Origin of the sequence: Synechococcus sp. UW69, assembly GCF_900474185.1 — a bacterium.
Lineage (GTDB): Bacteria > Cyanobacteriota > Cyanobacteriia > PCC-6307 > Cyanobiaceae > Parasynechococcus.
Window position 1 is genome coordinate 213,620 of sequence record NZ_UCNW01000009.1, and the last position, 24,625, is coordinate 238,244.

26 protein-coding genes are annotated in these 24,625 nt (G+C 61.3%); 13 read left to right on the forward strand and 13 right to left on the reverse strand.

Annotated features, from left to right (window positions below; all coding sequences use genetic code 11):
- Positions 1-23: 23 nt before the first annotated feature.
- From ureG to ureE, 3 genes are read right to left on the reverse strand one after another with little or no spacing between them, the layout of a single operon-like run.
- The gene (gene ureG / locus DXY29_RS08700; protein ID WP_115024641.1) at positions 24-629 is read right to left on the reverse strand and encodes an urease accessory protein UreG; all 606 of its coding nucleotides are present in this window, start codon (positions 627-629) and stop codon (positions 24-26) included.
- The gene (locus DXY29_RS08705) at positions 629-1,300 is read right to left on the reverse strand and encodes an urease accessory protein UreF (protein WP_115024642.1); all 672 of its coding nucleotides are present in this window, start codon (positions 1,298-1,300) and stop codon (positions 629-631) included. Before DXY29_RS08705 ends, ureG begins: the two co-directional genes overlap by 1 nt.
- A complete protein-coding gene (gene ureE / locus DXY29_RS08710; RefSeq protein WP_371411082.1) occupies positions 1,297-1,749 on the reverse strand; it encodes an urease accessory protein UreE in 453 nt (150 codons plus the stop codon). Before ureE ends, DXY29_RS08705 begins: the two co-directional genes overlap by 4 nt.
- 105 nt (positions 1,750-1,854) lie before the next feature.
- On the opposite strand from ureE, the gene DXY29_RS08715 reads away from it, so the two are divergent.
- From DXY29_RS08715 to DXY29_RS08745, 7 genes are all read left to right on the forward strand, one after another.
- Positions 1,855-2,790: an urease accessory protein UreD gene (locus DXY29_RS08715; protein ID WP_115025014.1), complete on the forward strand. Its 936-nt coding sequence runs from the start codon at positions 1,855-1,857 to the stop codon at positions 2,788-2,790.
- A gap of 18 nt (positions 2,791-2,808) precedes the next feature.
- Positions 2,809-3,111, forward strand: coding sequence for an urease subunit gamma (locus DXY29_RS08720; protein WP_115024644.1), 303 nt, complete (start codon positions 2,809-2,811; stop codon positions 3,109-3,111).
- A 10-nt stretch (positions 3,112-3,121) separates the two neighbouring features.
- Complete coding sequence (locus DXY29_RS08725; RefSeq protein ID WP_115024645.1) at positions 3,122-3,442, forward strand: urease subunit beta; 321 nt, start codon at positions 3,122-3,124, stop codon at positions 3,440-3,442.
- A gap of 3 nt (positions 3,443-3,445) precedes the next feature.
- Positions 3,446-5,155 (forward strand): urease subunit alpha, encoded by a 1,710-nt coding sequence (ureC, locus tag DXY29_RS08730; protein WP_115024646.1) that lies wholly within the window; start codon positions 3,446-3,448, stop codon positions 5,153-5,155.
- The gene (locus DXY29_RS08735; RefSeq protein ID WP_115024647.1) at positions 5,152-5,910 is read left to right on the forward strand and encodes a type 1 glutamine amidotransferase; all 759 of its coding nucleotides are present in this window, start codon (positions 5,152-5,154) and stop codon (positions 5,908-5,910) included. The genes ureC and DXY29_RS08735 overlap by 4 nt, the downstream gene beginning before the upstream one ends.
- A 214-nt stretch (positions 5,911-6,124) precedes the next feature.
- The gene (locus DXY29_RS08740) at positions 6,125-6,292 is read left to right on the forward strand and encodes a DUF4278 domain-containing protein (RefSeq protein WP_115024648.1); all 168 of its coding nucleotides are present in this window, start codon (positions 6,125-6,127) and stop codon (positions 6,290-6,292) included.
- A gap of 80 nt (positions 6,293-6,372) precedes the next feature.
- Positions 6,373-6,591, forward strand: a complete 219-nt coding sequence (locus tag DXY29_RS08745) for a hypothetical protein (protein WP_115024649.1) — start codon at positions 6,373-6,375, stop codon at positions 6,589-6,591.
- Between the two features lie 79 nt (positions 6,592-6,670).
- On the opposite strand, the gene DXY29_RS08750 is transcribed toward DXY29_RS08745, so the two are convergent.
- The 6 genes from DXY29_RS08750 to DXY29_RS08770 form a co-directional block, all read right to left on the reverse strand.
- On the reverse strand, positions 6,671-7,345 hold the full coding sequence (locus tag DXY29_RS08750) for a DUF1028 domain-containing protein (RefSeq protein ID WP_115024650.1): 675 nt from the start codon (positions 7,343-7,345) through the stop codon (positions 6,671-6,673).
- Positions 7,342-8,583, reverse strand: coding sequence for a Zn-dependent hydrolase (locus tag DXY29_RS08755; protein WP_244279358.1), 1,242 nt, complete (start codon positions 8,581-8,583; stop codon positions 7,342-7,344). The genes DXY29_RS08750 and DXY29_RS08755 overlap by 4 nt, the downstream gene beginning before the upstream one ends.
- A 142-nt stretch (positions 8,584-8,725) precedes the next feature.
- Positions 8,726-10,750: an asparagine synthase (glutamine-hydrolyzing) gene (gene asnB, locus DXY29_RS08760; RefSeq protein WP_115024652.1), complete on the reverse strand. Its 2,025-nt coding sequence runs from the start codon at positions 10,748-10,750 to the stop codon at positions 8,726-8,728.
- A gap of 9 nt (positions 10,751-10,759) precedes the next feature.
- Positions 10,760-11,875 (reverse strand): aspartate carbamoyltransferase, encoded by a 1,116-nt coding sequence (locus DXY29_RS08765; protein WP_115024653.1) that lies wholly within the window; start codon positions 11,873-11,875, stop codon positions 10,760-10,762.
- A gap of 161 nt (positions 11,876-12,036) precedes the next feature.
- Positions 12,037-12,165, reverse strand: coding sequence for a hypothetical protein (locus DXY29_RS13865; RefSeq protein ID WP_255614063.1), 129 nt, complete (start codon positions 12,163-12,165; stop codon positions 12,037-12,039).
- A gap of 17 nt (positions 12,166-12,182) precedes the next feature.
- Positions 12,183-13,613, reverse strand: a complete 1,431-nt coding sequence (locus DXY29_RS08770; protein WP_115024654.1) for a sodium:solute symporter family protein — start codon at positions 13,611-13,613, stop codon at positions 12,183-12,185.
- Positions 13,614-13,928: 315 nt separating this feature from the next.
- Between DXY29_RS08770 and DXY29_RS08775 the strand changes: the two genes are divergently transcribed.
- Genes DXY29_RS08775 through DXY29_RS08785 form a run of 3 tightly spaced genes read left to right on the forward strand, consistent with a single transcriptional unit; the run spans position 13,929 to position 17,265 of the window.
- The gene (locus tag DXY29_RS08775) at positions 13,929-15,404 is read left to right on the forward strand and encodes a circularly permuted type 2 ATP-grasp protein (protein WP_115024655.1); all 1,476 of its coding nucleotides are present in this window, start codon (positions 13,929-13,931) and stop codon (positions 15,402-15,404) included.
- Complete coding sequence (locus DXY29_RS08780) at positions 15,398-16,393, forward strand: alpha-E domain-containing protein (RefSeq protein ID WP_115024656.1); 996 nt, start codon at positions 15,398-15,400, stop codon at positions 16,391-16,393. The genes DXY29_RS08775 and DXY29_RS08780 overlap by 7 nt, the downstream gene beginning before the upstream one ends.
- A complete protein-coding gene (locus DXY29_RS08785; RefSeq protein ID WP_115024657.1) occupies positions 16,366-17,265 on the forward strand; it encodes a transglutaminase family protein in 900 nt (299 codons plus the stop codon). The genes DXY29_RS08780 and DXY29_RS08785 overlap by 28 nt, the downstream gene beginning before the upstream one ends.
- Here the strand turns inward: DXY29_RS08785 and DXY29_RS08790 are convergent.
- The 3 genes from DXY29_RS08790 to DXY29_RS08800 all read right to left on the reverse strand — a co-directional run bounded on the left by DXY29_RS08790 (position 17,253) and on the right by DXY29_RS08800 (position 19,436).
- Entirely contained in the window at positions 17,253-17,744 is a 492-nt protein-coding gene (locus tag DXY29_RS08790) for a redox protein (RefSeq protein WP_115025015.1), read from the reverse strand. The genes DXY29_RS08785 and DXY29_RS08790 overlap by 13 nt on opposite strands.
- A 79-nt stretch (positions 17,745-17,823) precedes the next feature.
- Positions 17,824-18,867 (reverse strand): GTP 3',8-cyclase MoaA, encoded by a 1,044-nt coding sequence (locus DXY29_RS08795; RefSeq protein ID WP_115024658.1) that lies wholly within the window; start codon positions 18,865-18,867, stop codon positions 17,824-17,826.
- Positions 18,864-19,436, reverse strand: a complete 573-nt coding sequence (locus DXY29_RS08800) for a molybdenum cofactor guanylyltransferase (RefSeq protein WP_256377604.1) — start codon at positions 19,434-19,436, stop codon at positions 18,864-18,866. The genes DXY29_RS08795 and DXY29_RS08800 overlap by 4 nt, the downstream gene beginning before the upstream one ends.
- Positions 19,437-19,722: 286 nt before the next feature.
- Here DXY29_RS08800 and DXY29_RS08810 point away from each other — a divergent pair, with 286 nt between their 5' ends.
- Positions 19,723-21,264 (forward strand): NarK family nitrate/nitrite MFS transporter, encoded by a 1,542-nt coding sequence (locus DXY29_RS08810; RefSeq protein ID WP_115024661.1) that lies wholly within the window; start codon positions 19,723-19,725, stop codon positions 21,262-21,264.
- A gap of 81 nt (positions 21,265-21,345) precedes the next feature.
- Complete coding sequence (locus DXY29_RS08815; protein WP_115025016.1) at positions 21,346-23,577, forward strand: nitrate reductase; 2,232 nt, start codon at positions 21,346-21,348, stop codon at positions 23,575-23,577.
- Here DXY29_RS08815 and DXY29_RS08820 read toward each other — a convergent pair.
- Complete coding sequence (locus tag DXY29_RS08820) at positions 23,558-24,025, reverse strand: nitrate reductase associated protein (RefSeq protein WP_115024662.1); 468 nt, start codon at positions 24,023-24,025, stop codon at positions 23,558-23,560. The genes DXY29_RS08815 and DXY29_RS08820 overlap by 20 nt on opposite strands.
- A gap of 278 nt (positions 24,026-24,303) precedes the next feature.
- Here DXY29_RS08820 and DXY29_RS08825 point away from each other — a divergent pair, with 278 nt between their 5' ends.
- Complete coding sequence (locus DXY29_RS08825) at positions 24,304-24,615, forward strand: hypothetical protein (protein WP_115024663.1); 312 nt, start codon at positions 24,304-24,306, stop codon at positions 24,613-24,615.
- The last annotated feature ends 10 nt before the right edge of the window (positions 24,616-24,625 follow it).

The following is a 24,625-nucleotide window of genomic DNA, read 5'->3' on the forward strand; positions in this document are numbered from 1 at the left end:
ATCGCGAGCCCAGCGGCCATGGATCAGCGATTCGGTAGCTGTTGCAACAAGAAGCCCACCACATGCTCCAGGCCCTCGCCGCTATGGAGGTTGGTGAAACACCACGGCTTGTCTCCACGCATCCGCCGGGTGTCCTGTTCCATCACCGCAAGGTCAGCACCGACCTGCGGAGCCAGATCAATCTTGTTGATCACCAAAAGATCAGACCGTGTGATGCCAGGCCCTCCTTTACGGGGGATCTTGTCGCCAGCAGCAACATCGATCACATAGATGCAGAGATCCACCAACTCTGGGCTGAAGCTCGCCGCCAGGTTGTCGCCGCCACTCTCAACAAGAACAAGATCCAGGTCAGGAAATTGGGCTTCCAGCTCTGCAACAGCTGCTCTGTTGATCGAGCAGTCTTCGCGGATCGCAGTATGAGGACAACCGCCTGTCTCCACCCCGCGGATCCGCTCTGGATCCAGGGCACCGGCACGGGTGAGGAACTGGGCATCCTCCTGGGTATAGATGTCATTGGTGACCACCGCGAGCTGCAGGTCGTCGCGCAAGCGGCGACAGAGCGCCTCCACCAGTGCGGTCTTGCCGGATCCCACGGGACCCGCCACCCCCAGGCGCAGTTTGCTGCTCATCAGCTTCGAAACAGGCGTGAATACAGCTCAGCATGGGCAAGCTGCGCCATGCCCGCACCCACACCGCTGCTCCAGAGCTGCTGCGGATCGGCAGCCTGAAGCTGCTGCGCTTGCGAGGCAATCATCGGTAGCAGCCGCTGTTGCAGCACCTGCGCTCGGGACGGACCCAACGGCAGCAGCCGCACCGACGCACTGAGCTGATTGGCAACCCAGCCATAGAGATATCCCTCCACCATGTCGCACGCTGGAACAGACAAGCCCACGGCAGCCCAAGCCCAGGCCGCTGGCCAGCTCAGGGGCACAGGTTCGGGCAGGTCCTGTCCCATGTCAGACATCAACTGCACCAGCGACATTCCCATCTGACGCTGTTGCGCTCGCAGCTCTGCTGCTTCACGGGTGGCCAACAGCCAACCGTCCAGATCGATCAGGCGCGCTTTGGCCGCGCCATCCGCCTGGGTTGACCACTCCACCAGGGCCTCTGCAAGGGGCCTCAAGGCAGCGGCCTCCAGTCGCACAGCACCCCGTTGCAATTCGGCCTCCAACCAAGCCTGAACGGCCTGCTCATCAGCGATGGAGCCAGCCTGAATCAGCACCTCGAGACCTTCCGAGTAGCTGAAGGCACCAACGGGCAACGCCGGGCTAACCAGTTGCAACAACGCCAGGGATGTCATCCGTGCTGATGCCCCCCATAGGCGCCACCCTCGGGAGCAAACGGCTGAAGGCAGCGACTGACCGTCAAACCACGCCCTTCCAGCATCGTGGCCAACACGGAGTCCTCCGGGAGCAACAGCTCCTGCTCATGCAGCTCAAGAGCAACGTGGCGATTGCCCAGGTGATAAGCCGCCTGCAACAGCTCAAGGGGATGCGAACCCTGCACCCGCAGCAGCGCTTCCGGCGCTGCCGTCACCTCCACCACGGTCGACCCGGACTGATCCCCCAGCAGATCACCAGGCTGCAGGGATCCCATACGGGGCAACTGAAGAAGAACAAGGCGACCGCAGGAGGTGGTGCGGCGACCGCGCAATACCGTGCGCTCTTCAGCCGTTAACGGCAAGTGCAGGGTTGCCATGGCACTGCTGTTCTGCAGGCGCTGCTCCAACACCACCACTGCATCTGTCACCACCATCTCCATTCCAGTTCCACAGAGAAAGCCTGCCCAGACATCAGCAGCACTTTGGTGTGCGTTGCTACAGAGATGAAGGCGATGGCAGCGGAGCGTGAAGCCATGCAACGTCTCGATCCTTGGCACGGCCGCTGCGACCTGCAATTTCGTGCAGCCAACGGCAGCACCCGACACCAAGGGGGCTGCACAGCTCCGTTCAAGCTGCTTCGCAGTGAACGCGGTGATGACGGACGCTGCGAGCTGCCGGTCCTGCACACCGCTGGAGGCCTGGTGGGCGGCGATCAACTCAGCCTCGACATCAAGCTTGAAGCCAGCAGCCGCAGCCTGATCACCAGTGTGGCGGCGCAGAAGGTTTACGGGTCCATCGGCCGCAGCCGCTTGCAGCCTGAGGGCTGCTCTGCTCAACAGCACGTGTGCTGCTCGCTGGCCAGCGGCAGTGATCTCGAATGGCTGCCGCAGGAATTGGTGCTGTACGCCGATGCCTTGTTCGAGCAGCACCTGACGGTGACCCTGCCAATGGATGCCTCCTTTGTTAGTGCAGAAATCGTGCGCCTGGGTCGAACCGCCGCTGGTGAAACCCTGCAGCAGGGGCGATGGCGGTCCAGCCTCACGATTCAGCGCATCACCTCAACCGGCTCGACATGGGAGTTGGCTGATCGCGTGGAACTGGGCGGAGCCAGCCTGGAGGGCCCCCATGGCCTAGCTGGTGCACCGGTTTTCGGAACACTGATCTGGGCCGCACCCATGGCCATGGGCGCCGAAACAACCGCAACGCTGCTGGACGGAGCGCGGGCCGACCGTGAGGGGCTGACGGGCACGATGCGCTGCGGGGCCCTCGGGCAAGGGCTGATCGCCCGCTATTCCGGCACTTCCAGCCGCGATGCCCGCTTCTGGTTCAGCCGAATCTGGGAGCGCACACGAAGGCTCCGGGGCCTGACAACACCTCGCATCCCCAGGGTCTGGCCCCTGCAGGAGCAGCCTCTGCGCCGACAAACGTCCACCGTGAACGCTTTCGAGGCTGCAGCGGAGACACACTGAAGAAGACCGAGCTTCGCTATGCATCTCAGTCCCCAGGAAAAGGACAAACTCCTGATCGTGACCGCGGCACTGCTTGCGGAACGACGATTGAACCGCGGCCTGAAGCTCAACCACCCCGAATCGGTGGCCTGGCTCAGTTTTCTGGTGCTTGAAGGTGCCCGTGACGGCAAGAACGTGGCGGAGCTGATGCAGGAGGGCACCACCTGGCTGCGTCAGGACCAGGTGATGGACGGCGTGCCCGAGCTCGTGCACGAGGTGCAGATCGAAGCCGTCTTCCCCGATGGCACCAAGCTCGTCACCCTGCACGACCCAATTCGCTGAGGCAGAACCCATGGCACCTCTCATTCCCGGCGAACTGCTTCCCGAACCGGGTGAACTTGAGCTGAATGCGGGACGACCCGTCACCACGGTGAGCGTCTCCAACAGTGGCGATCGACCGGTGCAAGTGGGCTCCCACTTCCATTTCGCCGAAGCCAACGCCGCCCTGCAGTTCGACCGGGCCGCAGCCCGCGGTCATCGTCTCGACATCCCCGCCGGCACCGCCATCCGCTTTGAACCTGGCGACAGTCGCGACGTGAACCTCATTCCCTTTGCCGGTGCCCGACGCGTCATCGGCTTCAACGGCCAGATCAACGGACCCCTCGACGCCTGACCCATGCCCTACCGCATCTCCCGCCAGGCCTACGCCGAGACCTACGGACCCACCACCGGCGACCGGGTTCGCCTTGCGGACACCGAGCTGATCCTCGAAGTCGAGAAGGACTACACCGTCTACGGGGATGAGGTGAAGTTCGGCGGCGGCAAGGTGATTCGCGATGGCATGGGCCAGTCCCAGACCCCTCGAGCCGAAGGCGCCGTCGACACAGTGATCACCAATGCCTTAATCCTCGATTGGTGGGGCATCGTCAAAGCCGATGTCGGCCTCAAAGACGGCCGAATCGTGGGCATCGGCAAAGCCGGCAACCCCGACACCCAGGAAGGGGTCACGATCGTGGTGGGCCCCGGCACCGAGGCGATCGCTGGGGAAGGTCACATCCTCACGGCCGGTGGCATCGACACCCACATCCACTTCATCTGCCCCCAGCAGATCGAAACTGCTCTGGCCAGTGGCGTCACCACCCTGATGGGCGGCGGCACCGGACCAGCCACCGGCACCAATGCCACCACCTGCACCCCTGGGGCGTTTCACATCGGGCGAATGCTCCAGGCCGCCGAAGGCTTGCCGGTGAACCTGGGCTTCTTTGGCAAGGGCAACGCCAGCACCCCGGAAGCCCTGGAGGAACAGGTGCGCGCCGGTGCCTGCGGCCTGAAGCTGCATGAAGACTGGGGCACCACGCCGGCCACCATCGATGCCTGTCTGTCGGTGGCCGACCGGATGGATGTGCAGGTGTGCATCCACACCGACACCTTGAATGAAGCCGGCTTCGTGGAAGACACGATCGCCGCCATCAAGGGACGCACGATCCACACCTTCCACACCGAAGGTGCCGGCGGCGGCCATGCCCCAGACATCATCAAGATCTGCGGCGAAGCAAATGTGCTGCCGAGCAGCACGAATCCCACCCGGCCCTACACCCGCAACACGCTCGAGGAGCACCTCGACATGCTGATGGTGTGCCACCACCTCGACCCCAAAATCCCCGAGGACGTGGCTTTTGCCGAATCGCGGATTCGCCGCGAAACGATCGCCGCCGAAGACATCCTTCACGACCTGGGCGCCTTCTCGATCATCGCCAGCGACTCCCAGGCCATGGGGCGCGTGGGCGAAGTGATCACCCGCACCTTCCAGACCGCCCACAAGATGAAGGTGCAGCGCGGTGCGCTCCCGGAAGACTCCAACCGCAACGACAACCATCGGCTGAAGCGCTACATCGCCAAGGTGACAATCAACCCCGCTCTTGCCCATGGCATCAGCAGCGAGGTGGGCTCGATCGAAACCGGCAAGCTCGCCGATCTCGTGCTGTGGAAGCCGGGCTTCTTCGGCATTCGCCCGGAACTGGTGATCAAGGGCGGTTCGATCGTGTGGGCCCAGATGGGGGATGCCAACGCCTCCATTCCCACCCCCGGGCCCGTGCACGGCAGGCCCATGTTCGGCGCCTTCGGCAAAGCCTTGGCTCCCAGCTGCCTCACCTTCGTGAGCGCAGCCGCCATGGATGCTGATATCCAACGTCAACTGGGTCTGGAGCGCACCTGCATGGCGGTGAAGGACACCCGCAGCGTGGGCAAAAGCGCTCTCAAACTCAATTCCGCACTGCCGAAGGTGAGCGTGGACCCGCAGACCTATGAGGTGTTCGCCGACGGTGAACTGCTCACCTGCGAGCCCGCCGAAGTGCTGCCCCTCGCCCAGCGCTATCTGCTGCTTTGACCACCACCCTGCTGGTGATCCAGCACGTTGACCACGAAGGGCCCGAACTGGTGGGACAACTGGCACGGGAACGGGGAATGACTCTCCGGACCCTGCGGCCCGACCGAGGCGACCGCCTGCCGCACCCAAGTGAATGCCCGAACAGCATCGCGCTGGTGCTGGGGGGACCAATGGGGGTGAACGAGCAGCATCATCAAGACCTGCACTGGCTCCAAGCCGAGCTGAACTGGTTGACGGCCTGGCACCAGCAGCGTCGACCGGTGCTGGGCATCTGCCTGGGGGCGCAGCTCTTGGCTGTCGCTGCTGGCGGATCCGTGGAACCCCTGCAGGTTGGAGCGCCACCACAGCAACTCAAGGAACTGGGACTGGGGGCAATCCACTGGGTTGCTGAACGGAGCGATGAGGCCTTACTGCAGGGACAACCGAGCAGCAGCTTGGTGCTGCATTGGCATGGCGATCGCATCCACCTGCCAGGCGATGCAACCCTTCTTGGTTCCTCGCTGCACTGTGCGGAACAGGTGTTTCGAATCGGCGATCACGCCATTGGCCTGCAATGCCACCTCGAGATCAACAGAGACGCACTGCAACGCTGGATCGCCAACGACCACACCTATGTGATGAGCGCCCTTGGGCCTGAAGGGCCCGAACGCCTGATGCGGGAGTGGCGCTGGCTTGGTAACAAGCTGCAGGAGCAAGGTCGACACTTTTTCAATGCTGCGCTCGCTCAGCTGCAGGAGTGCTGCAAGACCAGGTGATTCACATCAGCAAGGCCAACTAATTTCTACGGATAAAAATAAACAAAAGCAAAAACTTTTCAGATCAAGTGTCGAACCGAACATCAACACCACGACCGAAAACGCTTCAATAGCTCTGTAGCATCAGCTACCGATCGTTCACTTCGCACCACGCGAAGCGCAGTTCGCCTCAGGCCATGGAACGGGGACCTGAGCTTGCTTCGAGGACCTTCCAATGACCACCCTTCTCTATCGCGGGCATCAGTACCAGCAAAAGAACGCCACTGAGGGCAGGCCCGGTGTGCAGCTGGTCTACCGCCGCAACGTGTACCAATCCCGCCAGATCAACAGCCACCGCACTCCGGTGCAGCTCGTGTACCGCGGGGTGGGCTACACGCGCTAGGCCAACTTCTCAATCTGTAGCAACTCGAACATTCCAGTTCCGAGGATTAGGGCGTAATAGATCCAGCCTCAGCAACGACGTTGGATCTCATCACTTCCCGCCTCGACAAAGGCCTTGTGCAGGTGAATCCCTCCAGCGTGCACGGCGTGTTCTGGCTGCAAACCCACTTCCCAGCCAGCGAATGGGATGCCTTGCTGTCTGGCCAGGCTGCATTTGGAATCGATTGCATCGACGACCTCGTCAATGATGCGCGTCAAGCTGGTTTGAATGTGGAGTGGGAAGCCACAGTCCCCAGTTGAGCCATTCAGAGTTTTGCAAAAAGCCCTCGACACCCAGTGTTGATGGGCTTTTTTTAATGGCACAAACCAACGCGAATCATTAAGCCACCAACCGGTTGAGCATGGGCAACTCTGAGAGTTCATCCCTCCATTCCTGGGCCCAAAGTGCCTGGCTGCGTTCGTAAACCTCCATCAACTGTTCCACCGCACGCTCATGGAAATCAACCCGTAGGTCCAACAGCGGAAAGGCAGCTTCACCACTCACCTGCACCGCTGCTGAGGTGCAGAAATCGGAGCGGTGATCGCCTCCGGCAGCCTCCCCCGCCTGCAGTGCAGCCATCAGGCGTCGACCAAGTTTCCAGCTGGGATCGCTGGTGAGATACGCCTGCTCCATCACCTCCACAACACCGTCGTCGACCAAACAATTGCCGGCGACAGACAGATCACGCCGATGGCGGTGCCCAGCCCAAGCCCCGCAATCCTGCCCCGTCCAACAGGCCGTTCGACCATCCAGGTCGATCAGATGAAACTGACGCCGATCACGATGCTGATCATCCGCCAGAAGGCTGGCCAAAACATTTTCCGCATCCGCACTCTGCTCCAAGCGTTCAAGGCCACAGATCCCCAGATAGGGATTGGTGTGGGCCTGGGTCGCCACAGCGCCAACTCCGGCGCGGATGTGGGGCACGGTGGATCCAACGGCCAGATGACAGGTGGCAACAGCCACGCCAAAGCGGCCGTTGTTGGGATCACGGGCCAGGATCGAAAAGGTCACGGCAGCTGACGGTCGAGCCGCAGCAGCGTTTCCAAAAGCACCGCAGTGCCCGCCCAGCACTCTTCGTCGCTGGTGAACTCCGCAGCGGAGTGACTCAAACCACCCCGACTGGGAACAAAAATCATGCCCATCGGCCAACGGCGACCAACCTCCTGCGCATCGTGGCTGGCTCGGCTGGGGAGATGGCTGTAAGACAAACCGAGATCGGCCGAGGCCTCAGCAATCGTGGCCATCACCACAGCATCAGCAGGGGTGGGATCAACACTGAACTGTGGGTCCACCGAAATCGGGCAGCCCGTTTCAGCACCAATGCTTTCGACCTGCTGCATCAACTCCTCCACCAATTGATCGAGAACAGTCGGATCAACATCCCTCAGGTCGACCGTCAGGGCGACAGCGCCGGGGACGACATTGGCGGCATTGGGCCAAACCTCCAGTCGACCCACGGTCGCCACAGGATCTCCTGGATGGCGGGATGCCATGGCCTCGACGGCAAGAACAATGCGCGACGCCGCCACGAGGGCGTCCTGTCGCAGACCCATCGGTGTGGTGCCGGCGTGATTGGCCTGTCCCTGCACGTTGATGCTGAAACGACGCTGACCCACAACACCCTCAACAACACCAATGGCATCCCCGCGTTGCTCGAGAACGCCGCCCTGTTCAACATGCAACTCAAGAAAAGCGGCATAGGCCTCATCGGAGCGTCGGGCCGATGCCAGCGAAGGCCAATGCCCCCCGATTCGCGCCAGATTCTCCTGAATCGCCTGGCCGTTGCTGGTGACGTAACTCTCCGGGTTATCGGAAGCCGTGCCCGCCAAACCCTTGCAACCCACCATGGTCGATTCCTCGTCGGCAAAGGCGATCAACTCAATGCCGTGCCGCAGCCTCATGCCCTGGTCTTGAAGAGCGCGGCAGGCTTCCAGACCTGCAAGAACACCCAAGGCCCCATCAAAGCGACCACCGGTGGGGACGGTGTCGAGGTGTGAGCCTGTCACCAGCGCAGGACGGTGTGGCTCGAGGCCTTCAAGACGCCCGATCAAATTGCCAGCGGCATCCACACGCACCTGCATGCCCAACTGCTTCATCCAACTGGCCAGCAACTCACGGCCCTGGACGTCTTCCGCTGAAAACCCGCGTCGACAAACGCTGCCATCCGGCTTCGCGCCAATCCTGGCAAGCTGCTCAATCGTGCCAATCAAACGATTGTGGTTTGGTCGCGCCGCAATTTTGGCTGGCACGACCCTCGATGCAGGGGTAGTCGGAAACGCCGAGATGAGCCCTGGCAATGCCGTGACCTGCAGTTCAAAGGGAAAGACACCTTGACCTGAATCGGCCGATTGGCTTGTAGCTAGCGCAACGATTTAACGCTGATCAAAGAATTCAAACGGGCATCAGCACCCGCCACCCCAGGCGGTCGGCCTCCCGACGGGCCAGGGCTGGCACGTCCTCTGCCACAAACATCCGGTGCAACATCTGCACACCCAGCAGATGATTGATCACGGCATCCATCTGCACACGCTCCGCATCGGTGGTGGCAGGGTCCGCATGACGTGCAAACAAGGCGCTAACGCCAGCCTTGCTCAATAAACCAGCGGCATCGATCGCCTCATCACTGAGGTAGTCATCGGCGAGTTGCTTCATCTGCTCCCACTTCTCGGGCTCCGTATGGGCTGGCGGCGCCATGAAGGCGAACTTCTCACGCCGATACAACACCTCCGGCAACAAACCCGCCATGGCTTCCCGCAACACGTATTTCTCGGTTTTTCCCTTAATCCGCAGTTCGGGAGGCACTTGCACGGCAACAGCGGCCAGATGGTGATCCAGGAAGGCCGGTCGGGCCTCCATGGAATTGGCCATGTCGACCCGGTCACCGCCCCAGGTCAAGATCTGGCCCTCCAACATGGTCTTGATCCAGACGTACTGGGCCTTGTCCAAGGCATGGCGCCCTTCAAGTTGATCCGCATCCAATTGCTCAGCAATCGCTTTACCCGGGGAGTAATCCTGCAGGGCTGCAGCATGAGACTCCGCCAGAAGCTCCGGCACCAAGGGCGCACAGGCCAGCCACGGCTGCAGGCAACTGGGGGTAAAGCCAACCACCGCATCGAGGTCGGGATCGTCCACCTGGTTTTCAGCGAGCATCGCTCCCTGCACCAGGGCATTGGACTGCTGAAGCAAGGTTTCCCAGCTGGCGCGCTCCTCCTGAGGCAAGTCATCCAGACCGTGGAGGAACATGTCGCGGCGAAAGGCGGGATAACCGCCGAACAACTCGTCTGACCCTTCACCGGTCATCACGACCTTGTAGTCAACGTTGCTGACATGGCGACTCATCAAGAACTTCGCCACCGCCAAGGTGTTGTAGATCGTTCGCTCCGCATGCCAGATGGTGCGCTCCATATGGCCATAGAGCTCCTGACCGGAGAGACGCATCAGATCCTGCTCAGCCCCCGTGGCCTCGGCCATCTCCTGAGCAATCGGCGACTCGTCGTAACGGGCGTCATCGAATCCGATCGTGAACGCCTTCACCGGTGCCTGGCTGACAGCTGACGCCAAACCGAGAATCGAACAACTGTCGATGCCACCGGAGAGATAACAGCCCACAGGCACGTCGGCCACCATGCGCAGCTCGACCGCCTCCAGCAAGGACGCCCGGACAGCAGCGATGTGGTCGGCCTCCGTGAGGCGGCGATCGCGCTGATCCTGACGCGGAAAATCGACATCCCAGTAGGTCGTCTCCGACACCTCCAGCCGCCCATTCGCACGTTGCACCTTCAGCACATGGCCAGGCTTCACCTGCTGCACCCCAGCAAAGGCAGTGGTGCCAGGAACCATGGTCTGCATCAACTGGTGGAACAGACCCTCCGACGTGAAGCGTCGTTCCACCGCCGGATGCGCGAACAGCACTTTCAACTCGGAACCAAACACCAGACCCTCAGGCGTCATCACCCAGTACTGCGGTTTGATGCCGAAGCGATCCCGCACCAGGTAAAGGCAATCCTCCGCGCGATCAAACAACGCAAAGGCAAATTCCCCGCGCAATAGAGGCAAGGTCGCCTCCAAGCCCTGGCGCTGATAAAGCCGGAGCAGGATCTCGGAATCGCTCTTGCTGCTGAAGCGCACCCCCTGGGCGGTGAGGTCCGCCCTGATGCGTTGAAAGTCGTAAAACTCACCGTTGTGCGCCATCAGCACCTCACCGTCATCGGTGAGAAAGGGCTGACGGCCACGTGACTCGTTCAGATCGATGATCGAGAGGCGGGCATGGCAGAAACCAACACCAGCCTGATCAAGCACCTCCACGCCAAAGCCATCGGGCCCACGATGGGCCTGGATCGCTGCCATGTTGACCAGCAGCTGGCGGTCCACCGTCTGACGACGGTCTGCGTTGAAAACACCTCCGATTCCGCACATAACGCTCGCTCAGACGACATCCATGACGCGTTCGGCCCGGTTCACCATGCAGGTGAGCAGTGCCATCCGCAGGAACACAGCTCCCCTGGCCTGGCTGAAATACCAGTTGTGGGGTGTGTCATCAAGGCAGGTGCTCAGTTCCGCTCCCCGCGCCAAGGGATGGAGCACGATCGCTTCAGGCTTGAACGGCATGTCGCGGGTGAGGCGAAATCCTCTCCCGTGCACTTCATAGGTATCGCCAACCCAGGCGATGGCGTTGATGTAAATGACATCCAGATCGGGCACTTCAGCCTGTAGATCGGTGCTGCAGCGCACCTTCATGCCGCAAGCCTCGAGCTCCTCCAACTGCCCAGGGTCGAACAACTGCAGATCCGACTCCAACCCGGGAGCATGAATCACCACCACCTCATCCACGGTCTGCGGGAATTTGGCCAGGATCCTCAGCAGTGAGCGAACCGTTCGCATCCGCGATGGAATCCCGACGATTCCGATGCGAATCCGATCAGCCGCAGCCACCTCAACTTCGGCGAGCTTGGGCCGCCACTTGAAGATGGTGTACAGATCCGCCATTGCCTGAGTCGGATGTTCATCAATGCCGTTGCCTGCATTGATGATGGGAATCCGCAGGGTTGACGTCATCGCATAAACAGCACCGGGATCGCTGTCCCGAAGCACCACGCAATCGCCGTAGTTGTTGAACATGTGGGCGACATCTTCAAGGGACTCGCCCTTGGCAATCCCGGTGGTAGCTCTGTCGGTGATGTTGATCGAGCTGCCACCAAGGCGATGCCAGGCACTGTCAAAAGAGAGACGGGTGCGCGTGCTCGGCTCGTAAAACGCGTTAATCAGAATCTTGCCGGTCAGGGGCGTGTTGTGGCGGCAATACCGATCTGGATTGCTCTCGAATTTCGCCGCCAGCCGAAACACCTGCAACAAGGCCTCGGGTCGAAACGGTTGGATCGACACCACATGCTGATTCACCAGATCCAGCAACGGCTCTCCGTCCTCGGCAATCGCAGCCAGCAGCTCCTGGGGTTGGTTCTGGCCATAGACATCGGGACCCATCGGCTGAAACCGAATCTGTACCGACGACGCTTCAACTACTGCTGAATTTGCCTGTGCCATAGCTAAATCGGATCAACACTCTGTTTGCCAAACCGAGTGCTAAGGCCAAGAACTACATCTTTTACCGGTAACAACAACAACACCCCTTCGTCCACGAAGAAACAGCTTCTTAAGCAAAGATCCGGAAAAAATGTTCAGCTGGTTACTAATACCTGCAGCCGTCACCACACACGACCGTTCCGCCACTCAACCCACCAAATCAGTAGCAACACGAACACAGACAGCACCAAGGCAAGCTGACTGGCCACCAGCAGAAACTGAAAGCCGGAGAGTCCAACAAGGCTGGCCATCAAAAAAAGACTTTGGATCATCCCTCCTCCTGCAACAAAATGAAGTCAAACCGTTCCGGCCACGTGCGACTGCCGACCAGCATCACGATTGCTGACACACCCGCCGAAAACACAGCGGCGCAGTAGGGCGCAATCAGCACATAGGCGAGCAGGCCAACAACACTGCCGGCGAGCATGGCCGCAATGGCAGCCCTGCGGTTGGCCGTGCGCCAGTACAGGCCGCAGGCCACTGGCCAGACCGTGGAGGCCACCAGGGCACCGGTGAAGAACAGCACCGACGCCAAAGAATCAAGCCGCGGCCATGACAGCGCCAACGTGACGACCGCCAACCCCACCACCATCAGCCGCGCAGCCTGCTTGAGCTGCACGTCACTGGCCTGGGGCCGCAATAACCGGAAGTACACATCCTCCGCCAGAAGATCGGCAGTGGATGCCAGCAGCGAATCCAGGGTGGAGGTGAGCGACGCAAACACCACCACAAACACCAGAGCAGCGCCGCCGGCGCCGAGCAGATCAGCTGCCATCACTGGGAACACCATGTTCACCTGCTCGAGAGGCAACTCACGCGCCAATGCCACCAGCCCGATGGAGCCCGTCACCATCGGCACGCTCATCCAGGCGACCCCCCCCAACACAAAGGAGGTCATCACCACCGAGCGACGGCTCGCGAAAACCCGAGACCACCAGATGTTGTTGTGAAACACCTCGCCCATCGAGAAGAGGGCGGAATTCCACGCGATCAACAAACCAGCAGGCAACAGCAGATCAAGCCGATCGGGATGCCGGGCAAGCAACGATGCATGCACCTCGGGCATCGGGAATTGCCGGAAAGCGAGCACCGCCACCACCGCCAACAACACCATGATCAAGAGCGACTGGATGAAATCGGTGCCGATCACGGCCCGCATCCCCCCGAACAGGGTGTAAATCGTGGCGACACCAATGACCACCACCATCCCCACGTGGTAATCGAAGCCTGAAAGGGCCTGCAGCAGCAGTCCGGCACCCATCGCCTGGGTCATCAGAAAACCCAGGGTGTAAATAGCGGTGATCACCATGAACACCCACCACGCCAGGCGCCCGTAACGCAACCGAATGAAATCGCCGCTGGTGCGCCCGTTGGGCATCAACTGCTTGATCCGCGAAGCCAGGGGGGCAAACAGGATCAGTCCAAGCCCTGCCAGGGCATAGCTGAACATGCCCCAAAGCCCGGTCTTGTAGCCGAATTCAGGGGCAAGCAACGTGGTGTTGCCGGTGACCCAGGAAGCCATCAACGTGGCCGTGCTCAGGGCCAGCCCAATGTTGCGCCCCGCCAGCATGTAGTCATCGGCATTGCCTTGACCACGCCGACCCCAGGCAATCCCGAGGGCAACCCAGAGAACGGAGAACAACACCACCAGCGCCCAGGCAATCCCGGGCTGGAGGAAGGGAACCGAGTCAGCGGACATCCGTCGACCCCCTGCGGTTCCAATAAAGATGTCCGCGCAGAATCATCACCACAGTCGCCGCAGTAACAACGGCACCGAGGGCAAAGATCAGTCGCGCCCAGAGCAATTCATCCAAAGCGAAGACCCTTTGAACTCCAGAAACAGATAAGCAAAAGAGTCTTCCCCGCCTGGCCCTTCGCCCTCGATTCAGGTGCCTTCGGATACGCAAACATCAAGCGATCAGCGCCCTGTCACCTGAAATTGCGGAATGTGTAGCAACTACAACCCGAGGGGGTTGGGGCGACGCCTTGGATGAAATGTGCCCAGACCATCGGAATGTTCACCGACTACAAACCCACGGTCGGCTTCGACGAATATTTCTGCAGTGACACGGCGAGGCCTCGCGACGATCTGGCCACCCTGCTTGCATCGCTGGGGCAGATGGGATTGCCCGAGCTCAACCGCAGTCATGCCTCCGCCAGCCAGCTGCTGCGTCGCCTCGGTGCCACGTTCCGCCTGAACGATTCCGGCCTCAAGGGCAGTGAACGGATTCTTCCTTTCGATCCCTTGCCCCGACTGATCGGCCGCAGCGACTGGATCAACCTGGAGCGGGGACTGCTGCAACGCCTGGAAGCCATCGACTGCTTCCTCGCCGACATCTACGGCCACCAGCAGATCCTCAACGACGGTGTGATCCCGCGGGAAGACGTGGAAAGTTCCTCCGGCTGGCGACCTCAGATGCAGGGCATCAGCCTGCCCCTCAACCGCTGGTGCCACATCTCCGGACTCGACCTGATCCGCGACGGCAATGGCACCTGGCGTGTCCTGGAAGACAACCTGCGCTGCCCGTCAGGGGTGGCCTACTTCCTCGAGAATCGTCGGGTGATGAAACGGTTGTTCCCTGGCCTGTTCGAGGGCCGTGCCGTTCAACCGATCGACGCCTATCCCTCCCATCTGCTGCGCACCCTTCAGGACCTGGCGCCCTGGAGTGAAAGCCCTCGCGTGGCAATCCTGACGCCCGGGGTGTTCAACAGCGCCTATTTCGAGCACAGCTATCTGGCCCAGCAGATGGGCATTGCACTGGTTGAGGGACGGGACCTGGTCTGCGAAGACGGCCGGGTGTGGATGCGCAGCACCAACGGGCTCAAGCCCGTGGATGTGATCTACCGCCGTATCGACGACGATTTTCTCGATCCCACCGTGTTCCGGCAGGACTCGATGCTGGGGGTGCCGGGCCTGATCAACGTGCTTAGGCAAGGACGGGTCGCCATCGCCAATGCCCCCGGCACCGGCGTCGCCGACGACAAGCTGATCTACGCCCATGTGCCGGCAATGATCCGCTACTACCTCGATGAGGAGCCGATCATCGAGAACGTTCCCACCTATCTCTGTGCCCGGCCCGACGATCAGCGCTATGTGCTCGACCACCTCGAGCAACTGGTGGTGAAATCGGTGGCGGAAGCCGGGGGCTACGGAATGCTGATCGGCCCCCAGGCCAGCCGATCGGAACTGGCTGACTTCGACACCAAGATCCGTGCGAATCCCCGCAACTTCATCGCGCAGCCCACACTGCAGCTCTCCACCGTGCCATCCCTCAGTGATGGTGAGCTGTATCCCTGCCACGTGGATCTGCGCCCCTATGTGCTGCGCGGCTCAAACAGCTGGGTGAGCCCAGGGGGGCTGACGCGGGTGGCCCTCAAGCGGGGCTCACTGGTGGTGAATTCATCCCAAGGGGGCGGCTGTAAGGACACCTGGATCGTCGACGACCAGCGGATGTCGGCACCGCAACCAAAGGAGGCTGTGCCGTGTTGAGTCGCGTTGCCGATTCGCTCTACTGGATCAACCGCTATCTGGAACGCGCCGAAAACGTCTCACGTTTTCTGGAAGTGAGTGAAGCGATGGCGCTGGACTGCCCTCCGGGGAGCGCAGAACCATGGTTGCCGTTGGTGGAGGTGACAGGGGATCGGAACCGCTTCGACGCGGCCTATCCCGATGCCACTCCCAAACAAGTGGTGCGCTTCCTACTGCTGGACCGCAGCAATCCCAACAGCATCGTGAGCTGCATTGCGATGGCTCGGGAAAATGCAAGGCAGATCAGGGATGTGATCACCACGGAAATGTGGGAGCAGATCAATGATCTGCATTGGAGCCTGCAAGACGACGAAGACATCTGGCGGGAACCCGTGCAGGAGCAACTGCAGATCATCCGCCGCGGCTGCCAGCTTGTGTACGGGATCACCGACACCACACTGAGCCGCGATCTGAGCTGGCTGTTCAGCCAGCTGGGACGTCTGATCGAACGCGCTGACAAAACCTCCCGCATCCTCGACGTCAAATACTTCCTGCTGCTGCCGTCCACCGAGGAGGTCGGCGGGGTGCTGGATGAACTGCAGTGGATCACCCTGCTGCGCACAGCGGGCGCGTATCAGATGTACCGCCAAAGCGTCCAACAAGCGATCAGCCCCGCATCGGTGGCCCGCTTTTTGCTGCTGGATCCATTTTTTCCTCGGTCGGTGCGCTACTGCCTCCAGGGCATCAGCGACACCTTGCAACAGATCCAGCAGCACCCGAGCCAAGACACGCCGGATGATCTCGACTGCTTACGCGGCCAGCTCCTGGCCCGCTGGAGCTACGTGCGGATCGACAACCTGATCGAATCCGGTCTGCATCAAGCGATTGACCGGCTTCAGCAGGACCTCAACCAACTCCACAACCTGATCCAGACCCGCTACTTCACCAGCGCTGACCTCCGTTCCACCCCCACCGATCCCGCATGCGCGCTCTCATCGTTCACCGCCTGACGTATCGGTATGACGCCCCGGTGCATTTGGGGGAGCATCGCCTCTGTCTGAGACCCCGGGGACAAGGGTTCCAGACCCTTCTGGAGCATCAACTCAGCGTGCTGCCGGAACCGGAGCAACGTCGGGAACTGGTGGCCGCCAGCGGCGACGAAATCCAACGGCTCCGCTTTCTCGGCAGCACCGATGAACTGATCTTTGAAGCCCGCAGCCTGGTGGAGACCCGGCCAGCACCACCGCTGCAGAGCTGCTTCAACGGACTCGAACCACCCTTGCCTTACCCGCAAGGACAACTCAACAGCGATCTGCAGGGAGCCTTAGAAGGCTGGTTGCCGAATGGCCAGCATGAACCCGCAGCCATCGACCTCACCCAGGAAGCCCTAATGGGCAGCAACCAGCAGACCCTGGCCTTTCTGAGGCAACTGATTGACCTGATTCAAGAGCGCGTGAAATACACCCAACGCCATGTGGGGCCGGCCTGGCCAGCGGGCCGAACCCTGCGCGAGCGGATCGGCTCTTGCCGAGATCTGGCCATGCTGATGGTGGCCTGCAGCCGAGTGGTAGGGCTTCCCGCCCGATTCGTGAGCGGCTATCAACTGCAGCAACCTCCCCCGAAGGAATACGACCTGCATGCCTGGGCGGAGGTCTACCTGCCCGGGGCGGGCTGGCGCGGCTTTGATCCCAGTGCCGGCATGGAAATCAACGAGCGCTATGTGGTGCTGGCCACCTCCTCCAAGCCGGAACTCACCGCGGCCGTGAGCGGCAGCTTCAGCGGTCCTCCCGGAACAGCCAGTGAACTGAACTGGCAGATTCAGATCACTGAGGAAGCCTCCGGAACGGAAACCTGCTCACGCAACCTCGTTCAGGCCGCCTGAAGCAGAGGTTCCACCCCATGCAACTGGGGCTTCCGAGCAGAGCTAAGGGTTGCAGCCATCAAGGCCGGGATCTCGGCGCTGTTGTAGACGCGAAATTCCCGCACAAGAGAGACGCCCTCCTCACGGACCGCCTGGTTCAGAACGACAGAGCCATCGGGATCGGAAATCGAGCGGTGGAAGGTGCCGGGGGGAATGCGAAGGATGTCACCACCACTCTCCAGCCGAACGATGTGAAACGGCTGCTCCCAGGCCAGATTCACCAAAAAGAAGGTTCTCCCGCCACTAGCCGCCAGCAAATTGTCTTCCTGGTGGGGATGCAAATAAAACTGCCAGGCTCCGCTCTCAGGGTCGTTGGGTGGCGACACCGCCGGACCGCTGTGAATCACCAAGTCACGCGCGTTCGAGGTGTCCACAGTCACGTCGAAAAAACGAACCGATGGGGTGTCGCGAAAGCGCTCGTAGGCCAGCAGTTCGAACATCTCGATGGATCCTTGAAGATCCTTCAGCTGACCTGTTGTACCGGGAGCCTCACTCAAAAACGGTGACGATCACAACGGTTCAGCCCCCCAGATACGCCATCTCCGCATGCGTTGACGCACCGGCCTCTGGATCACGCTCCTCGCTGTAGCGGTCCTGGCGCCGCTGCCAGAGATCGCGCATGGCCTGCTCGAGGCAAGGCTCCGACGAGAGCACAGGCTTGAGATCCATGCCATGAGCGGAGAACAAACAGGTGAACGCCTGCCCATCGGCGGTGACACGCAACCGGTTGCAATCTCCACAGAACGGCTCACTGATGGAGGCGATCACACCGATGGATCCGGCGCCATCGCGATAGTTCCAACGCTGTGCCGTGCCACCCCTGGGGCGCCCCAGGGGTTCGAGCGGCCAACGGGCGTGAATGCGCTCCACCATCTGCGCCGCCGGCAGCACCTGGTCCAGCCTCCACTGGTTGCGGTTGCCCACATCCATGAACTCAATCAAGCGCAGCTCCACCCCCTGCTGCCGCGCCAAACCGGCCAAGGGAAGAAGTTGATCATCATTCATCCCCCGTTGGATGACGGCGTTGAGCTTGAGTTCACCGGCCGAGGGGTCAAAACCAGCGGCACGAGCCGCCGAAATGCCGTCCTGCACCTTGCGCACCAACCGTTCACCGGCGACAGCGCCACCCTGGAGACCAGCCATGCGCGCTGCTGCCTCCCCTTCTGCTGCATCCAAGCTGATGGTGATGCGATTCAACCCTGCTGCGCGCAGCGACCGAGCCATCGGTTCCGAAAGCAAAACCCCATTGCTGGTCAGCGCCACCACTTCAAGACCTGCTAAGGGATCTGATCGACGCCTCCGGGCCTGCGCCACCGCCTCAAGCAAGGGCAACAACCGACGGCTCAACAACGGCTCTCCACCCGTGAGCCGTAGCGTTTGGGTTCCAAGGCGCGAGGCAACACGAATAACGCGCATTTGCTGCTCAAGCGTGAGCAAGCCAGGGGGATCATCCACATCCGGACGGCAGTACGGACAGGCGAGATTGCAGCGGGCCGTCAGCGACAGCCGCAGTACTCCGAGGGGCCGGTTGAAACGATCTGCGAGCGGCAGCGAGGTGCTCATCCTTCCAACGCTGACAGATCTGCTGAGCAATTGGCATTCAGCAGAGCCTCTGCAGGCAACTGCACCGACTGATGAGGAACACGCATCAACCAGTCCATCCAGCGCAACTCTCCACGTTGCAATTGCTGATCGAGACAGGAGCGAAAGGGGGAGCCTGAAGGAATCACCGCCAACAACGGCTGCAGCCGCAGACCGTCATGGGCCACCGCTGCTTGCTCAGGAGCACAGTTCCAGGCCGCGATGAGCTGAAGAAATACAGCCGTCCGCAAGCGCGGCATGTCCACCGGAAGCACCAGCAACGCCTCCCCGGGCGGAAGCGGCAGCACCCTGGCAAGCGCCTGCAGGGGGCCATTCCAAGGAGGGGGCTCCAACAGCACGGAACATCCGGGTCGGAGCCCCAGCACCTCTGCATGCTGGCGATGGCGACTCAACACCTGCACCGGATACCCCAAGGGCAGCAGCTGGTCGACCAACGCCGTTAGCCAAACACCACCGGATGGATGGGGCAACAGCGCTTTGTCACGCCCCATGCGACGGCTGCTACCGCCACTGAGCAAACAAACCCGCAAGCCTTGGTTCACATCTCTGATCAACAATCTGCACCAGCGAAGTCCAACAACCCAACAAAGTTGCAACCGCTACCAAATCATCCAGGCACAAGAACACCTGATCCAATCAATCAGCTCCATTGATGTTTGCGGGGGAACACAAAAACAGAAATTGGTAACCAATCTGACCAAAGAGTGGCCCGACAAATTGATTAACTGCGCGAGTTAAACGGATCTTCTTTTCGACCGTTTTGCCATCCCCGGGCACCCTTCGTTTTGACGCCCGAGGTTTCACTTCTTCTTCTCAATGCTTGGCGACCTCTGGTCGTTCCAGGGCAGGTATCGAACCCTCCACCTGACCTGGATCGCCTTCTTCCTGACCTTCGTGGTCTGGTTCAACTTGGCCCCTCTGGCCACCACTGTGAAAGCGGACCTCGGATTGACCGTTGGTCAGATCCGCACCGTGGCCATCTGCAATGTGGCCCTCACCATCCCGGCTCGCGTGCTGATTGGCATGCTTCTGGACAAATTCGGACCCCGGGTCACCTATTCGTCGATCCTGGTCTTCTCAGCCTTCCCCTGCCTGCTGTTTGCGTCCGCTCAGGACTTCAACCAACTGGTGGTGGCACGTCTGCTGCTCTCCATCGTGGGCGCCGGCTTCGTGATCGGCATCCGAATGGTGGCCGAGTGGTTCCCTCCTAAGGAAATCGGCCTCGCGGAAGGGATCTACGGCGGCTGGGGCAACTTCGGCTCCGCCTTCTCCGCCCTCACGATGGTGGCCCTCGCCGGCTTCCTCTCCTTCTCCGGTGGTTTTGAACTGCCGACCGGTGCTGTTCTGAACTGGCGCGGTGCGATCGCCCTCACCGGCATCGTTTCGGCTGCCTACGGCTTCTTCTACTTCTTCAACGTCACGGACACACCCCCCGGCAAGACCTACCAGCGGCCTGAGAAGACCGCAGGCCTGGAAGTCACCTCCATGCGCGACTTCTGGGGCCTGCTCGGCATGAACGTGCCCTTCGCAGCCATCCTCTGTGTTCTCTGCTGGCGCCTGTCGAAAGTTGGCTTCCTCACCGCAAGCACCTATCCGCTGGCCCTCGGTGCCGTCGCCGTCTGGTTTGCCTTCCAAACCTGGGGAATCATTCGCACCAACCGCGATCTGATTCTTGGCAACAAGGTTTATCCCAAGGAAGACCGCTACGAGTTCCGCCAGGTGGCGATCCTCGAGCTCACCTACATCGTGAACTTCGGTTCCGAACTGGCCGTGGTTTCGATGCTGCCCACCTTCTTTGAAACCACCTTCGATCTGCCGAAGGCCACCGCCGGAATCCTGGCCTCCTGCTTCGCTTTCGTGAACCTGGTGGCGCGCCCTGCCGGTGGTCTGATCTCCGACCGGGTCGGCAGCCGCAAGAACACCATGGGCTTTCTCACCGCTGGTCTCGGCGTGGGCTACCTGGTGATGAGCATGATCAAACCAGGCACCTTCACCGGCAGCACCGGCATCGTCGTTGCCGTGGTGATCACCATGCTCGCCTCCTTCTTCGTGCAGTCCGGTGAAGGCGCCACCTTCGCTTTGGTGCCCCTGGTCAAGCGTCGCGTCACCGGTCAGGTGGCCGGTCTGGTGGGTGCCTACGGCAACGTTGGTGCTGTGACCTACCTGACCATCTTCAGCCTCCTGCCGATGTGGATGGGCGGCGGCGGCGAACCCACCCCCGAGGTGATTGCTGCCTCCAACAGCGCCTTCTTCCAGATCCTGGGCGTGGCCGGTCTGATCGTGGCCTTCTTCTGCTTCTTCTTCCTCAAGGAGCCCACAGGGTCCTTCGCAGAGCTGCACGAAGGCGAAACGGCCTGATCCATCAGCCTCAGCAGCAACGCGTTGCTGCGCAACGACCCGGAGCTTCCACTCCGGGTTTTGTTCTTTTTTGGTTCCTGCATGGTCAACTCCCCCCGCAGCGTGCGCAGCCAGTGCCCCTACTGCGGAGTGGGCTGTGGCCTGGAGCTGCTCCCTCCTGCTGTGAAGGGTCAAGCCGTGAAGCGGGATGCTGAAGGCAATCCAATGTGGACCGCCCGCGGCGACCGCGAGCATCCCTCCAGTCTTGGTCAGGTCTGCATCAAGGGCGCCACGGTTGGTGAAACCCTGGCCCAAGGGCGACTGCGCCAACCCCTATTCCGCGAAACGCTCGAGGACGACTTCGCACCGATCAGCTGGGACGAGGCCCTCGACAAAATCACCGGACAGATTCAGGCAAGCGTGACCCAGCGCGGCAATGCCGATGGCATCGCCATGTACGGCTCCGGCCAGTTCCACACCGAGGACTACTACCTGGCCCAGAAACTGCTGAAAGGCGCACTGGGCACCAACAATTTTGATGCCAACTCGCGGCTGTGCATGAGCTCAGCAGTGGCGGGCTACACCCGCAGCCTGGGCTCCGATGGCCCCCCCTGCAGCTACGAAGACCTCGACCACTGCACGGTGGCGTTTCTGATCGGCACCAACACTGCCGAGTGCCATCCGGTGCTGTTCCAGCGCCTGCTGAAGCGAAAACGAAAAAACCCCGGCAGCGTCACCATCGTGGTGGTGGATCCACGCCGCACCGACACCGCCAAAGCCGCCGACATCCACTTGCCGATTGCACCAGGCAGCGACCTGGCCCTGCTTCACGGCATTGCCCACCTGGTGCTCCGCGAGAACGGCCAGGACCCAGCTTTCATCGACGACCACACCGAGAATTACGACGCCTTTTTTGACGTCGCCGCCCGCTGGACTCCAAGGCGGGTTGCCCTGTTCTGCAACATCCCCGAAAAACGCCTGCGGGAAGTGGCCGCTCTGTTCCACCGGCGCGAAAAGGTGCTCAGCCTCTGGTCAATGGGGGTGAACCAACGCCGGGAAGGAACAGCAGTGGTGCAGGGGTTGATCAATCTGCATCTGCTCACCGGCCAGATCGGCAAGGAAGGAGCAGGCCCGTTTTCCCTCACCGGCCAACCAAATGCCATGGGCGGGCGTGAGGCTGGAGGGTTGGCGCATCTGCTGCCGGGCTACCGCTTGGTGGCCAACGCGGAGCACCGTGCCGCAGTGGAACAGGCCTGGCGTCTGCGAGAAGGAAGGATCAACGCCAAGCCTGGATTAGCGGCCTGGCAGCAGATCGAAGCAATGGAACAGGGCGCGCTGGATCTGTGGTGGGTGGCCGCCACCAACCCCCTGGTCAGCCTCCCGGATCTCGACCGGGTGAAGTCAGCCTTGAACAAGTGCCCGCTGGTGGTGGTGAGCGAGGCCTATGCCGACTCTGAAACGTCCCATTACGCCCACCTGCTTTTGCCCGCAGCCCAGTGGAGTGAGAAGGCCGGTGCCATGACCAATTCCGAACGACGGGTGACCTATTGCCCGGCCTATCGACGCCGCTTCGGCGAAAGCCGGCCCGACTGGGAGGTCTTCGCTGACGTGGGACGCCGCTTGGGCTACACCGAACAATTCAGCTTCGATTCAGCGGCTGAGGTTTACGCCGAATTCACCGAACTGACCCGAGGGCGCCTCTGTGACGTCAGTGGCCTGAGCCATGCGCTGCTTGAACAGGACGGGCCACAGCAGTGGCCGTACCCCCACGGCAGCAGCCCCAGCGCAGCAGCGAAACGCCTCTACGAAGACCATCAGTTCCCCACCCCGAACAAACGCGCCCGCTTCAGCACCGATCAACCGCTCGGGCTGGCGGAACCCCCCTGCGAGACCTACCCCCTGGTGCTGACGGTGGGCCGCTATCTGGGGCAGTGGCACACCATGACCCGCACAGGGAAGGTGGAACGGCTGATGAAACAGCATCCCGAGCCGCTGCTGGAGATTCACCCCGGTGACGCTCAGGATCTAAAACTGCGCAACGGCGAACTGGCAGCGATCAGCTCGCGCCGCGGTCACCTCACCGCGACCGTGAAGGTCACCGATCGCATTCGGCGTGGATCGGTCTTTCTGCCAATGCACTGGGGATTCACCCAGGAGAAGGCCTGCGAGGCCAACACCCTGATGCATGACGAGGCCTGCCCGGTATCGAAGCAGCCGGAACTCAAGGCCTGCGCGGTGATCGTGGCTCCGGCCGTCTCGGTGGTGAAGCCCGTCGAGCAGCAAAAAGGAAAGCTGGAGGCACTGCGCCGGCTGCTCACACCAGCACTTCGCTGAAGGCTGCTTCAAGGTTGTGGTGATCGTGCCCCGGCCGGGCCAACTTGCACAACGCAAAGCGATCCAGCTCACTGAGCTGAGCCCATTGCTCCAGGGTCAGCAACACACCTCGCGCCGTGGCCGCCTCCTGCACCGCAGCGGGCAGCTCGGCCAACTGTTGCCAGGGGGCGCCGCTGACCGGTGGAAGATCCTTCGCCATGCCATCGGCCATGGTGCTCGTGCAATCGCGCAGGTGTTGGCGAAGCTGCTCAAGGGCGTCGGCCCCATCCGGCCAATCCACCAGGGTTTGACGTTGATCCTTGGAGAGTTGCAACCAGTGATTGAGCTTTAACTTCACCCCACAGAGATCAAGTTTCCGACGCACACACAGCGGTATGCAGCGCCAGTTGCCGATGAAATCCTGCTCAAAGGCAAAGCAATGGCTGGCGGAATCACAACGGCTGGACATCAACCAAAGCCTTGATTGGTGTCAATGATGACAACAGAAGACCGCGGAAACAGAGATGTTTACGTTGATACAAATCTTGGCCCGTGCGCTTCGCCCTATCCCTCGGAATGTTGCTGGGAATGTCCCACGGATGGGTCACAGCTGAAGCTCTCCAGCAACATCCAATGCAAGACTTTGATTCCATAGGAACTGTTAATTCCACTACACAATTCAGCCCATTCAGTAGTCGTTCACACCAATTCTTTCCATACTGAAGCTCTGTTCTGAGAGTTTCTGCCGTGACCAGCAGCATCTCGTCCACTTCCGGCCGCAGCCCCATCACCCTGGCAGCCGGCTTCCTGGGTGCGTTCATCGTTGGCTCGCTCGCCGTTCAGCTGGTGCGCAGCCAAACGGCTTCCGTCCAGGCCGGCACGGCTGCAGTGGAACCAGTGATTGCCGGGCCAGCTGCTCTCTGGGCTCCCTTGGCCGAAGCGGATGTCTCCTCCATGAGCGCGAATGTGAGTGCTCAAGCGGCTGCTGCCAGCAAGCCCGCCGTGGAACCCGTGGTCGGCTCCGAGGCCACGCTCTGGGCCCCCTTCGGCGAGCGCTGATCGCACTAGC